Source organism: Pseudoduganella namucuonensis (assembly GCF_900116645.1).
Taxonomy (GTDB): Bacteria; Pseudomonadota; Gammaproteobacteria; order Burkholderiales; family Burkholderiaceae_D; genus Rugamonas; species Rugamonas namucuonensis.
This window is the reverse complement of the sequence record NZ_FPBO01000018.1, coordinates 100118-113856: the sequence shown is the minus strand read 5'-3', so window position 1 is coordinate 113856 and position 13739 is coordinate 100118. Positions and strand designations below refer to the sequence as shown.

General features: G+C 67.8%; 8 protein-coding genes. 4 read left to right on the top strand and 4 right to left on the bottom strand.

Annotated features, from left to right (window positions below):
- Window positions 1–43: 43 nt before the first annotated feature.
- Window positions 44–538 (top strand): hypothetical protein, encoded by a 495-nt coding sequence (locus BM436_RS19270; protein WP_093557147.1) that lies wholly within the window; start codon window positions 44–46, stop codon window positions 536–538.
- A gap of 3 nt (window positions 539–541) precedes the next feature.
- On the opposite strand, the gene BM436_RS19265 is transcribed toward BM436_RS19270, so the two are convergent.
- Complete coding sequence (locus BM436_RS19265; protein WP_093557146.1) at window positions 542–4078, bottom strand: EAL domain-containing protein; 3537 nt, start codon at window positions 4076–4078, stop codon at window positions 542–544.
- 99 nt (window positions 4079–4177) lie between these two features.
- A complete protein-coding gene (locus tag BM436_RS19260; RefSeq protein WP_229490492.1) occupies window positions 4178–5326 on the bottom strand; it encodes a tyrosine-type recombinase/integrase in 1149 nt (382 codons plus the stop codon).
- 160 nt (window positions 5327–5486) lie between these two features.
- Between BM436_RS19260 and BM436_RS19255 the strand changes: the two genes are divergently transcribed.
- The 3 genes from BM436_RS19255 to BM436_RS19245 are packed head-to-tail and all read left to right on the top strand — an operon-like array spanning window position 5487 to window position 8235.
- Entirely contained in the window at window positions 5487–6188 is a 702-nt protein-coding gene (locus BM436_RS19255; protein ID WP_093557144.1) for a methyltransferase, read from the top strand.
- Window positions 6185–7423: a sulfotransferase gene (locus BM436_RS19250; RefSeq protein WP_093557143.1), complete on the top strand. Its 1239-nt coding sequence runs from the start codon at window positions 6185–6187 to the stop codon at window positions 7421–7423. Before BM436_RS19255 ends, BM436_RS19250 begins: the two co-directional genes overlap by 4 nt.
- Entirely contained in the window at window positions 7420–8235 is an 816-nt protein-coding gene (locus BM436_RS19245; protein WP_093557194.1) for an arginase family protein, read from the top strand. The genes BM436_RS19250 and BM436_RS19245 overlap by 4 nt, the downstream gene beginning before the upstream one ends.
- Here BM436_RS19245 and BM436_RS19240 read toward each other — a convergent pair.
- The gene (locus BM436_RS19240) at window positions 8232–11351 is read right to left on the bottom strand and encodes a TonB-dependent receptor (RefSeq protein ID WP_093557142.1); all 3120 of its coding nucleotides are present in this window, start codon (window positions 11349–11351) and stop codon (window positions 8232–8234) included. The genes BM436_RS19245 and BM436_RS19240 overlap by 4 nt on opposite strands.
- A gap of 130 nt (window positions 11352–11481) precedes the next feature.
- Window positions 11482–13692, bottom strand: coding sequence for a putative bifunctional diguanylate cyclase/phosphodiesterase (locus tag BM436_RS38510; RefSeq protein ID WP_093557141.1), 2211 nt, complete (start codon window positions 13690–13692; stop codon window positions 11482–11484).
- Window positions 13693–13739 lie beyond the last annotated feature (47 nt).

Here is a 13739-nt window from a genome sequence, read left to right as displayed (position 1 = left end):
CGCGTCGGTTTTTTGTCAGGAGAACACGTTTCAGGAGAACGACATGGGCTACGAAGGCGAACTACTCAATTCATGCGGGGCGATCCATATCGACCCGTCCAGCCTGCAGGTCGTCGCCGTCAGCGGCGACGGGCCGAATTTCTGCGGGCACCTGCTGCTGCACACGCCCAAGGGCGGCGGCTACTACTTTCACGTGGTGGGCCTGCGCGGCAACCCGCGCTACATGAACGAGGCCGGCTACCAGCGCTATCTGAAGGAGGCGAAAAAGTCCGAACTGCGCCGCAGATCCCTCGACCTGCCCAATCCGCAGGGCGCCCTGCTGCACATCGAAAGCCTGCTGGCCGAGCCTTGGACCTGGGGCGGCGTGCCGCACAATTGCGTGACCTTCGTCGAGGGGGTGATCAAGGCCGGCGGCGGCAACTGGGGTTCGTACAGCAACTGCCCGGCGCTGGCCACGGCGGACTCGGTGTCGGACCGCATCAACGCCTTCTTCCGCTGGATGGAAAGCGGCGTCCGCGGCCTGTATGGCGCGCCCTGACGGTCAGGCCACCTGCCAGTAGCGCTGGAAGGCGTCGCGTATGGTCTTGCGCAGGTTGGCGTCGTCCCAGGGTTTGGTCATGAACTTGAAGACCGCGCCCTGGTTGACGCTTTCGGTGACGGCCGCCAGGTCGGTATAGCCGGACAGCATGATCCGTATCGTGTCCGGATACAGGTCCTTGACGATGCCGAGGAACTCGGAACCGGACATCCCGGGCATGCGCTGGTCCGAGATGATCACCTGCACCCGGTGCAGGGACAGCAGCCGCAACCCTTCCCGCCCGCTGTCGGCGGTCAGCACCCGGTAGCCCTCCCTGCGCAGCGTCCGGTTCAAGGCGGCCAGGTTGTTCGGCTCGTCGTCGACGATGAGCAGCGTGTCGCCCTCCTCCCCGCTCCCGGCGGCGCGCAGCTGCGTTCCCTCGCGCAGCATGGCCTCGAACGCCGCCGCCGGCACCGCCGGGCTGAAGAAATAGCCCTGCATCTCGTCGCAGCGGCGCTTGCGCAGGAATTGCAACTGCCCCTCGGTTTCCACGCCCTCGGCCACCACGCGTAGGCGCAGGCTGTGCGCCATGGCGATCACGGCGGTGACGATGGCGGCGTCGCCGGGGTTGCTGGTCACGTTGGCGATGAAGGAGCGGTCGATCTTCACGTAGTCGAAGGGAAAGCGCTGCAGATAGGCCAGCGAGGAATAACCGGTGCCGAAGTCGTCGAGCGCCAGTTGCACGCCCAGCGCCTTCAAGGCCTTCAGGTTGTACGCCGCCTCCTCGGGATTGCCCATCACCATGGACTCGGTGAGTTCGAAGGAAATGTGCTGCGGCTCCAGGCCGTGGCGCTCGAGGGCGTCGCGTATGGTCTGCAGCAGCTTGCCCTGCTTGAACTGGACGGCCGACAGGTTGACCGCCACCGGCACCACCTCGAGCTGGCGCGCGATCCACTCCGCCTGCTGCACGCAGACGGCGTCCAGCACCAGCGCGCCGATGGGAACGATCAGGCCGACCTCCTCGGCCAGCGGGATGAAGGCGGCCGGCGCCACCAGGCCGCGCTGCGGATGGCGCCAGCGCACCAGTGCCTCGGCGCTGACGATGCGCCCGCTGCCCAGGTCGACCTTGGGCTGGTAGAACACTTCGAATTGCCTGGCCTCCAGCGCGTGCCGCAACTCGTTTTCCAGTTCCAGCCGCACCGAGTGCGCCGCGTTCATCGCGGGGGCGTAGTAGGCGTAGCGCTCGCCGGCGGCCTTGGCGTTCTTCAGGGCCACCTCGGCGTGCTTGAACAGGGTTTCCGCGTCGCCGCCGTCGCCGGGGAACAGCGCCAGGCCGGCGCGCGCCGAGACGCGCGCCTCCTGCCGGTCCATCACGAAGGGCTGGACGAAGCACTCGAGCACGTCCTGCTCCAGCACGCGGCCGAAGTCGGTGTCGCCGTGCGGGTCCGGGATGGCGACGGCGAAGGTCGAGCCCGAGATCCGGGCCAGGCTGTAGCCGCCCTGCAGCGCCTCGTCCAGGCGCGCCGCCAGTTGCTTGAGCAGTTCGTCGCCCGCATGGCGGCCCAGCGCGTCGTTGAGCTGGGCGAAGCGGTCGACGTTGACCAGCGCCACGCCGACGCCGCGCCCCTCCGCCTTGGCGGCTTGGATGAACTGCGCCAGCCTGTCCTCGAACAGCTTTGCGTTTGCCAGCCCGGTCAGCGAATCGTAATAGGCCAGGTAGCTCAGGCGTTCCTCGTTGTCGATGAATTGCAGCGCGAAAGTGAGGTCGCCGACGACGTCGTCCAGCAGCTTCATCTCGGCCTCGTCGAAGAAGCCGGGCACGTCGGCCAACAGCGAGAACACGGCCACCGCGCGGCCGTTGCGGATCAGCGGCAACGCCACCGCCGCCCGGTGGCCGCGCGCCAGCAGGTCGGCCGAGAGGAAGGCGATCGACGGATCGCTGGCGATGTCGTTGCAGATCACCGGCCGCATCTCGCGCACGGCGGCGCTGGCCGGGCGCGAGCGCTCCGGCGCGTCCTCGCGCGCGGTCAGCAGGATGTTCTCGGCGATGCCGGGCGCGCCGCCGAACCAGGCCACCACCCTGCCCTCCAGCGTTTCCGGATCGACGACGCCGATCCAGGCCATGCTGAAGGCGCCGTCGTGCACCGCCACCCGGCAGGCCTCCTGGAACAGCTCGTCGCGCTTGTGGATGCGCACGATGGCCGAGTTGATGCCGCTGGAGACGGCGTAGATGCGGCCCAGCCGGGCGATGCGGGCCTGCTGCTGGGTCTGCTCCGTGACGTCCTGGATGGTGTTGAACCAGCGCAGCGCCGCGCCGGAGGCCACCGGCGGCAGCGGTTCTATCACCTGGCGCAACTGGACCCAGGCGCCGTCGCCGCGCCGCAGCCGGTACTCGGCGCCCACGCGCGTCCCCTCGCGGGCGGCGGCGATGCAGTTGTCGCGGAAACGGGCGCGGTCGTCCGGATGCACCAGCTCCAGCCATCGCCGGGTGTCGGCCGGGATGTCCCGGGGCGCCAGGCCGACCAGCAGCGGCAGCGTGTCGGACCAGCTTTCGAAGACACCGCCCGGGCCGGTGATCACGTGCGCGCTCTTGTTCGTCACCTGCGCCCGGCGCAGGCCGGCCTCGCTCTCGGCCAGGCGCTTGGTGGTGCGCAGCAGTTCGGCTTCGCGCTCGATGAATTGCAGCGCGAAGGAAACATCGGCGGCCAACTCGTTAAGCAGCCGCAACTCGGCCTCGTCGAAATAGCCGACCACCGTGGTGCACAGCACCAGCACGCCGGCCACCCGCTGCCCCGAAAACAGCGGCAGCGCCGCCAGCGCGTAGCGCTTGCGCTCGCCCACCCGCTCCAGCCAGTCGGCCAGGGCGGGCTCGGCGTGCAGGTCGTTGTAGACCACGGCGGCGCCCTCGCGCGCGGCGCGGCTGGCGGGCCGGGCGCTGTCGGGCGCGTCGGCGCGCGCGCTGAGCCGCGTCTGGTCCAGCAGCGGCAAGGCGGCGCCCGCGCGGGCGGCGATGGCGCCGTCCAGCGTGTCCGGGTCGATCTCGAAAATGTAGGCGGCGACGAACTCGCCCTCCTCGATGGCGATGCGGCAAGTCTCGTGATACAGCTCGGCGCGCTCGCGGGTGCGGATGATGGTGGAATTGATCCGGCTGAGCACGGCGTAGATACGATTCAGCCGCGCGATCTTCTCCTCCGCCTGGGCGCGCGCCGTGACGTCGTGGGCCAGCACGAATTTGCAGTCGCGGCCATTGAAGTACAGCGGATGGGAGGTGATGTCGACGTCGATCGGCGTGCCGTCCTTCTTGAGGTGCCGCCAGGTCCCCGATTTCTCCAAGGCGTGCAGCGGCGCGGCGCGCAGGTTGTCGCGCAGCCTGGCCAGCTCGGTTTTGGGCCGGATGTCCTTGATCGTCATGCCGAGAAATTCGGCCTCGGTGTAGCCGTAGTGGGTGATGGCGGCGGTGTTGACCGCCTGGAAACGGAGTGTTTCCAGGTCGTACACCCACATCGGAACGGGGTGAGCCAGAAACAGGGCGATAAAGGAAGAATCGTCTTTCTGTATCATGCGGATCGCCGGGATTTTCGTTACCCAATTCTACTGGATATCCCAGCGTCATGCTCCTCCGTTTCCTGGAGGACACACCCCTCGTCCCGCCCCGCGACGCTAGGTGGCGGGCCGCCCGTTGACCGAGGAAATGATCTCGTCGTGCCGCTGGTTGTCGGTCTTGTGCAGATAGGCCGCCGTGGTGGCGATGCTGGCGTGGCCCGCCGTGTCCTGCAGCGTCTTCAGTTGCACGCCGTTGTTGGCGTGGTTGGTCAGCATGCTGTGGCGCAGCCAGTGGGCCGACGCCTGCCGCAGGCTGGCCGCGGTGTCGCCGTCGCCCAGCGCGGCCGCCGCGTCGCCGGCCGCCGCGAACACTCCCTTCAGCGCCCCGGCCGCCGCCTCGTCCGTGATGCGGGACGGCGCCGCGCCCCGGCTGGACAGCACCAGCGGCATGGCGTCGCCGCGCGCGGTCTGCGGCAGCAGGCCGAAGGCTTGCCGGTAGGCGCGGTAGGCGTCCAGCATCTCGTCCGGCACCGGCAGGCGGCGCGGCTTGCCGCCCTTGCCCATCACGTCCAGCCACCAGCGGCCATGGCCCTCGGTGTACAGCGCCCCCATGGCGGCGCTGACGATCTCGTTCAGCCGGGCGCCGGTGTGCGCGTACGCCAGCAGCAGGAAACGGTCGCGCGCGCGGCGGCGCTGCGCGGCCGGCGTCCCGGCCTCCCGCGCCTCGACGGTGGCCAGCGCCAGCGCGATCGCCCGCGGCGTGAGGTAGCGCGTGATGCGGGCGGCGGTGGCGACCTTGACGTTCCTGACCAGCGCGCCGGGATCGCGCCGCAGGTAGCCGGTCTGCTCGGCGAACGCCATCAAGCCCTTCACGGCGATCATCGCCTGGCGCCGGCTGGCATCCGACAGCGGGCCGCTGAATGGCCGGTAGCGCTCGTCCGAGCGCGGCCACTTGGTGTGGCACACCCAGTCGGCGGGCGGTGCCTTGAGGAACTCCTTGTAGCCGTTCAGGTCGGCGACGGTGAGCTGGCGCAGCGTCTTGCCGGCCTCCTCCCTGCACCAGGTGAGGAAACGGAACAGTTCCTTTTGCGTGTTCGCCATCGATTTCGGGCTCAGTTCCCCGTGGGCGATGAATTCGCGGGCGATTTCGCTGTCCGTGCGCGCGTCGGTGATGGCGTCCTCGGCGATGCCGCGGTGCTCGGCGACGCGCCGCCTGCGGTGTTCGGCGTCGGCGGAAAGCGACGCCGTGGGTTGCAAATCGATCAATGCGAATTTACTGGTCATGCGTACAGTATAGCATACAGTGTTTCATACAGTTGTTTTAATGAAATTAATAATGCTTGTTTTAATATCCCGCTGCTATAAAATTTATCAATGCCCCGTTCGTCTTAAATCCGTCTTTATTCCCGCCAATAAGGAGAAAGTAATGGAAATCGCGTCGCCCGACCATACGCCGGTAATCGATCAATGGCAGCAACGGCGCCAGAAGGCTTTCAAAACAGTACCCGAGGAAGGCAAGCGTATTAAATACCTGGGCAAGGAATTCCTGGTGTATCCGGACACGTTCTGGCCGTACAAGGACAGCCAGCCGCTGGTGCGGCATTTCCGCGTCCGCCCCGGGGAGCACGTGCTGGACGTGGGCACCGGATCCGGCGTGATCGCCATCTTCGCCTGCTACCAGGGCGCCGGCCGGGTGGTGGCGGTGGACGTCAACCCCTCGGCGATCCGCAGCGCCACCCACAACGCGCGCCACCATGGTTTCGACCACCTGATGGAGGTCAAGCAGTCCAACCTGTTCGAACAGCTGGGCGACGAGCAGTTCGACGTCATCACCGCGAACCTGCCGTTCCGCAACAAACCGGCGCCCGACGTCGTGGCCCGCTCCCAGTGGGACACCGATTTCCGCACCAACACCCGTTTCTTCGAGGAAGTGGCGCGCCACCTGAAGCCGGGCGGCAGGATTTACTTCTCCCAGTCCAATTTCGGCGCCATCCCGGAAGTGAAGCGGCTGGCGAAGGCGGCCGGCTTTTCCATCCGCAAACTGGCGGACGACAGCAACAGCAAGGACGAGAACAAGACGTTCTACGCCTTCGTGCTGAGGAAGGTCGACCGGGCGCCGGAGGCATGAGCGCGTTGATCGACACGGTCAACCGGCTGCGCGCCGTGCACGGCCCCGCGATGGCGGCCGAGGTGCGCTCCGTCTGCGTGATCCTGTGCAGCTCCCGCTCGGGCTCCAGCCTGATGCACAGCGTGCTGGCCGGCCACCCGGACATCGCCACGCTGGACGGCGAGATCGAGCCCTTCCTGGCGCTGACGGGCAACGGCTTCGGCTACTCGTCCGACAGCGACGCGCTGGGCACGCTGGTCCACCGCGACGAACTGGCGGCAAACCTGCTGGACGAGGCCAGCGTCCACGCCGACGGCAGCCTGCCGCCGGCGGCGCTGAGGGAACGCTGGCGCAAGCGCTGCCTGCTGCAGTTTCCCGCGCTGTTCACCCAGCCGGCCGCCCACCGCCACCTGCGGCAGGCGCTGGACGCGGCGCTGGGGGACGCGCAGGACGGCGTGCCCGGCGACGAGGCCGCGCTGCAAGCGGCGGTGCTGGAACGGCTGTACCGGGAGTCGCCGTGGCGCATCGGCTGCTACGACGGCCAGGGCGAGGCGGTCGGCGAATGCCGCTTCGACGAGCTGGAAAAGATCGAGGAGCCGCCGTTCGTGCTGCCGCGCCATTTCTGCACGCCGCTGGCCGAGGCCGGCGCGGACGGCAAGGTGCTGCTGTTCAAGGCGCCGTCGGACGCCTACCGCATCGGCATCCACCGGCAACTGTTTCCCAACGCGGACATCCGCTACATCCACCTGACGCGCGGCTACGCGCAGACCGTGAACGGCCTGATGGACGGTTGGCTGTCCCCGCGCGGCTTCTTCTCGCACGACATGCGGCGCGCCGGCGTCTCGCTGCGCATCCGCGGCTATTCCGACCAGACCCCGTTCGGCGAGCGCTGGTGGAAGTTCGACCTGCCGCCCAACTGGCGCGACTGGGTGCACGCCCGGCTGGACCAGGTGTGCCTGAACCAATGGATGTCCGCGCACCATGCCATCCTCGACAGCGGCCTGCCCTGCCTGCGGCTGGCGTTCGAAGACTTCCTGGACGATCCGTCCGCCACCATGCGCCGCCTCACCGACTACCTGGACCTGCCGCCGGCCGACGTCCCGGACGCCATGCCGGTGCGGATGGCGACCGAGCGCCCGCGCCGCCAGCGCTGGCGCAAGCGCGAGCGGATGATGCTCGATCTCGGCGAAAGCGCCGGCGTGGCCTCCATGATGGACCGCCTGGGCTACCGCATGGCGCCGGAGACTTGGCCATGAACCGCCACCTGGTCACACCCTACCTGATGGGGCAGCGTCGCGACGGCCTGGCCCGGGTGACGGAACTGGACCATCACGGCTGGGACGTGCTGCTGCGGCCGGACTACGACGCCGTCCACCTGGACGGCGCCAACGAGAAGCTGCGCCGCATGGGCGGCGTCTATGCGCTGCTGGCCGGCGCCGTCGAGCGCGTGGCGCGCGCCGGCCAACGGCCGGTGAGCGTGGCCGGCGATTGCGTCTCCACGCTGGGCGTGCTGGCGGGGCTGCAGCGGGCCGGCAAGACGCCGGACCGCATCCTGTGGCTGGACGCCCATGGCGATTTCCACACCTGGGCCACGTCCCAGACCAAATACCTGGGCGGCATGCCGCTGGCCATGCTGGTGGGGCGCGACGACCGCCGCCGTGGCGAGCGCAACGCCATCGACGCCATGCGGCGGGAAATCGGCGTGCAACCGTATCCCGAGGAGCGCATCATCCTGTCCGACGCGCGCGATCTCGATCCGGGGGAAAAGGAATCGCTGGAGGCGAGCGCGATCACCGTGTGCGATATAGAAGAGATACCGGGTTATTTATTGCAGCATGAAAGTTTATACCTGCATTGGGACACCGATGTCCTGGACGCCAGCGTTGAATTACCCTCGCTTAAATACCAGGTGAGCGGTGGACCGGGAATCGCGCAATTGGCCGAATTGTTCCGCCTATTAAAAAGTTTCCCGTTGCTCGCCGTTTCTGTTTCCGCATGGCATGAAGAGCAGGACACCGGCGACCGTGCCGCCAGTGCCTGCCTCGCCCTGCTCTCCGAGCTGGATTAGAACTTATACGTCGCGCCGACGAAATAGCGGCGGCCGGACCAGGCCAGCTCGTTGCGGCGCGCCGTCGAACCCGAGTTCAGATACTGCCCCTCGTCCGACAGATTCTTGCCCTCGAACGAAATGGTCAGCTGGTCGTTGACCCGGTACTGGATCTTCGCGTCCAGGAAACCCACCGCCTCGCCGTACACCGGCAACTGCGCGTTGGCGTCCACCGAGCCGGTGTAATAGCCGTCGCGGTAGTTGTACGCCAGGCGCGCGTTCCACTGGCCCAGGTCGTACCAGACGCCGATGTTGTAGCTGTCGCGCGACATGCCGGGATACGGCAGCACCGAGTTGTCCAGCGGATTGAGCAACTCCTTGCCCGGCGCGTACTTGAAGCTCATGCGGGTGTAGTTGGCGTCCAGGCCCAGGCCGCCCAGCACGCCCGGCAGCATGGTCAGCGCCGTGCGTCCCGCCAGTTCCCAACCCTTGGTCACGGCGCCCTCGCTGTTGATCGAGGTCTTCAAGTCCCATAGCACGCCGTCGCCGAACACGTTCTGGTTGGGCAGGATCACGTCGTTCTGGATGTAGCTGCCGATGTCCTTGCGGAAGAAGGCCAGCGACAGCTGCGAGTCGCGCGACGGATACCATTCCACGCTGACGTCCTTGTTGGTGGCGCGGAACGGTTTCAGCTTGGTGTTGCCGCCGGTGCAGTCGTCCGCGCTGCCGTCGCCGCCGAAGCGCGACTGGCCGCTGCCCTGGATGCAGTTGACGGTCGGCGTCAGGCGGTCGATGAAGGGACGGGACATGACCTTGCCCCAGCCCACGCGCGCCACCAGGGTGTCCGGCACCAGCCAGCCGGCCATGTTGAAACTGGGCAGCACGTCGCTGTATTCGTTCTCCACCGTGACGATCCGGTTCTGCAGCACGCGCTCGATGCGCGAGCCGCCGGTCGGATTGTCCTCGTAGCGGCGGTAGGAGCTCAGGCCGGTGGCGCGCGTCTTGGTGCCGGCGTAGCGCAGGCCCACGTTGCCGTCCAGCTCCACGCCGAACAGCTCGTGCGAGAAGTCGGCGCGCACGTAGAAGGCCTTGATCTTCTCGGACACCGCGAACTGCGGCGGCATCGCGTACACCTTGCCGTCGCTGCCGATGGATTCGCGCAGCAGGTCGTGGTTGTAGCGCGACAGGTCGAAGAATTGGGCCGAGTTGGCGAAGCTGGGCGCCATCCAGCCGGTCGGATAGCCGCTCAGGCCGTCGTAGCCGTTGAGGAAGGTGCCCGGCGTGTTGACGCGGATCTGGTCCACCAGCGACGACATCTGGGCGGCAGTCACATAGCGGGTGGTGTTGTTGGCCGTTAGTCCGGTGCCCGGGATGACCTGGCCGTTGTTGCGCAGCACGCCAGAGGTGTTGAGTGGATCGAAGATGATCTCGTGGCGCACCTCGGGGCTGCGCACGACGATGTCGTCGGCGGTGCTGGCCAGGTCCGCGCCCGGGCTGGCCATGTAGCCGGTCCAGCGGTACTGCTCGGAGGTGGACTTGCGGCCCTGGCCGCCGAAGGACAGCGCCTTCAGGAAGGCCATGTCGGTGCGGTATTTCAGGTCCAGCTTGAGCTGGTCCTCCGTGTTGTCGGTCAGCGAGGGCTGGTAGTTGGAGACGATGCGGGTGTAGGTGCCGCTCTTGCCCGGGTCGTAATTGGCCGGGAAGGTGAACTTGGGCAGGCCCTGCTCGTCGAACTTGACCTGCAGGCCGGGGATGTTGGCGTCGAGCACGATGTTATTCGTGTGCAGCTCGTAGTAGGAGCTGGTCTTGGCCACCAGGCCCTCGGCCGACCAGGCGCCGCTCTTCCAGTTGAAGCCGCCGGAACGGTAGTTGGAATTGATCTTCAGCGCGAAGTCGCGCGCCGCCGTGTTGAAGTTGTAGGAGGCGCCCTCGCCCGGCACGTTCATGCAGGTGCCGGAGGAAAAGGCCGTCATCACGTGGTTGGCGAAGCTCATGCCGGGCGGCGTGACGCCGGTGGCCGGCTCGGCGCAGGAAGCGGCCGGCGTGCCCAGCGGCGCGCCGTTGGCGCCGTACACGGGCGCGGTGCCGGAGGTGGAGAAGCGCTTGACGGCGCCGAAGTCGGACACATAGTTGCGGTCGTTCAGCATCTGGTCCTGGTTGTTCTTGTTGTAGCGGGCCCAGACGTTCAGTTCGTTGCTGACCTTGTACTGAGCGGTCAGTTCGGCGCTGGAGCGCTCGTGGTCGCGGGTCCAGATGCCGTAGCGCGGCACGCCCGGCGAATAGTCGAACCACTGGCTGTCGCAGGCGGTGCGGTCGGCCCCGGCCAGCGCGGCGCAGCCGGCCTTGCCCGTCACGGCCGAGGCGCGCGGATTCAGGCTGACGTTGGTCTTCTCGGGCGACTGGTCCCAGTCGCGGAAATAGCGCCAGTTGCTGTTGCGCACGTAGTCGTTCTGCGTGTAGACCTTGTCGTAGACCAGGTTGGCCATCAGGCCCAGGCGGCCGTCGAGGAACTTGTCGGCCCACAGCAGGCTGCCGCGCGGCTGGGCGCCGCCGCGGTTGGTGCTGCGCTCGCCCTCCAGTTTCATCACCAGCGTGCGGGTCTTGAAGTCCAGCGGCAGGTTGGTCTTGATGCTGACGGTGCCGCCGATGCCGCCCTCGGTCTGGTCGGCCGTCACGCCCTTGAACACGTCGATGGATTTGATCAGCTCGGCCGGCAGCTCGCGCAGCTCGGCGCCGCGGCCGGCCGTGCCGTTGGTGCTGAGCACGGACAGGCCGTTGATCTCGATGCGGTTCAGGTTGGCCTCGACGCCGCGGATGTTGACCTGCGAGCCCTCGCCGAAATCGCGCGACAGTTGCACGCCGGTCACGCGCGACAGCGCCTCGCCGACGTTCTTGTCGGGAAACTCGCCGATGTCCTCGGCGACGATGGAATCGACCACCGTGCTGGCGTTCTTCTTGCGGTCGATCGCCGAGGCCACCGACTGGCGGGTGCCTGAGACGACCACGACATTGGCCTGGTCGGCGGCGGTTGCCTGCTGGGCGCGGGCGTCCTGCGCCAGCAGGGTGACGGCGGCCGCGACGGCGGCGGCGCAAACGGTGGGACGGACGCGGTGGTGCGTGCTGCGGTTCGATGGCATTGAGTGGTCTCCGGATGTTTTTATGACGACAACCTTGCTAGTTGCTGTCCCAATTCTAGGAGAACCGACTTTTCAAAAACCGCCGCGCGCCCAAACGCTCAGCGAGATGAGTGTTAGGCGGGGAAGAGTATCAATCAAGCAACACCCTCCCGTATGCGGGATTGCCGTGGCCCGGAAAGCGCATTAGAATCCCGCGCCCGGGCGGGCCGTCCGCAACCGCGCGCATCAGCTCGCTGGCCGGCACCGGGCGGCCGAACAGGTAGCCCTGGTAGCGCCGGCAACCCAGCTTGGCCAGCAGTGCGCGCTGGGCCTCGGTCTCCACGCCCTCGGCGATGACCTCCAGCTTCAGGCTGCGCGCCATGGCGATGATGGTCAGCACGATGGCCTGGTCGTTGCCGTCGCCGACCAGGTCGCGCACGAAGGACTGGTCTATCTTCAACTGGTCCAGCGGCAGCCGCTTCAGGTACTGCAGCGACGAGTAGCCGGTGCCGAAATCGTCCAGCGAGAGTCGCACGCCGATGCGCTTCAGCCGGTGCATGGTGGCGATGGTCCGCTCCATGCTCTCGAGCAGCATGCCTTCGGTCAATTCGAGTTTCAGGACGCCCGGCGCCACGCCGTGGCGCGCCACCGCCGCGGCGACCCGCTCGCAGAAATCGGGCTGGTGGAACTGGCGGGCGCTGACATTGACCGCCACCGTCAGGCCGCGCGTGCCGGGCAGGCGCTGCCACTCCTTCCACTGGGCGCAGGCGCGCTCCAGCACCCAGCCGCCCAGCGCGAGGATCAGCCCCGTCTCCTCGGCCAGTGGAATGAAGCGGGACGGCGGCACGCAGCCGCCGTTCGGGTGGTTCCAGCGCACCAGCGCCTCGGCGCCCACGATGCGGCCGCGCTGGTCCACCTGCGCCTGGTAGTACAGCTCGAACTCATCCCGCTCCAGGGCCAGCCGCAGTTCGCTCTCCAGCCGCACGCGGGCGCTGATGGAATCCTGCATGCTCTGGTCGAAGAAGCGCACGCCGTTGCGCCCGGCCTGTTTGGCCTGGTACATGGCGATGTCGGCGTGCATCAGCAGCTCGTCCGGACGCTGCGGGTGGCCGTGGTGAAACAGCGCGACCCCGACGCTGGCCGAACTGTGGCACTGGTGCGCCCCCAGCCTGTAGGGCTCGTTCAGCGCGGCCAGGATCTTGCCGGCCACGCCGTCGGCCTCGGCCGCCGCGTCCAGCGGCTGGCCGCCCAGGCCCTCGAGCAGCACAACGAACTCGTCGCCGCCCAGGCGCGCCACCGTGTCGCCCTGGCGCAGGCAGGCTTGCAGGCGGGCGGCGACCTGCTGCAGCAGCAGGTCGCCGACGTTGTGGCCCAGCGTGTCGTTCAGGGTCTTGAAGTTGTCCAGGTCGAGGAACATCAGCGCGCCGCCGTGGCGCCCGGCGGCGGCGGCGGCCAGCGCCTGGTTCAGGCGTTCCAGCAGGAGCCGGCGGTTCGGCAGGCGCGTCAGGGGATCGTAAAAGGCCAGCATCTTGATCTCGTCGCTGGCCGCCTTGCTGACGGTGATGTCGGTGATCGCGGCGACGTAGTTGGTCACCGCGCCGTCGCAATCCTTGACGGCCGCGATGCTGAGGCGCTCGGGGTAGACCTCGCCGTTCTTGCGCCGGTTCCATATCTCGCCCTCCCAGCCGCCGTGCTCGTTGATGCAGCGCCACATCTCCCGGTAGAAGGCGGCGTCGTGGCGGCCAGAGCTGAGCACGGCGGGCCGCTGGCCGACAATCTCCGTCGCGCTGTAGCCGGTGATGTTGCAAAACGATTGGTTGACCTTCAGGATGACGCCGTGCTCGTCGGTCACCATCATGCCGTCGGACGAATCGAAGGCGATGGCGGCCACCCGCAGGCTGGCCTCGGCCTGGCGCCGCGCCGTGATGTCGCCGTGCGCCACCACCGCCCCCGCCCAGCCGTGCGCCAGCGGCGTCACCGACATGCCGAACCAGCGCTGACGCTCCTCGCTGTGGCAGGTGTACTCCATGGAGAAGCCGTCGCGCTCCCCGGCCAGCACCGCCTCGATGCCGGCCAGCGCGTCCGCCGCGCCCTCGGCGCCGCGCGCCGCCGCGCGCCGGCACTCGTCCAGGTAGCCTGCGCCGACGCCGCAGCGCACCGGCGGCGTCCGTTGTTCGTCGGCGAAGCGGCGCCACGCGGCGTTGACCGCGACGATGTCGCCGCCGGCGTCCAGCACCGCGATCTGCTCGGGCAAGGCGTCGAGTATGGCGCAGGCGAAGCTGTGGCAGGCCGCGGGTGGTGGCGTCTCGCCCCGGCGTTGGGCGCAAAGCGCAATCGGGGCGATGTCGGTTGCTGAACTCATGGCGGGACTCGCTATGCATTGATGTGCAGTCAGAGTAATGATTTGGA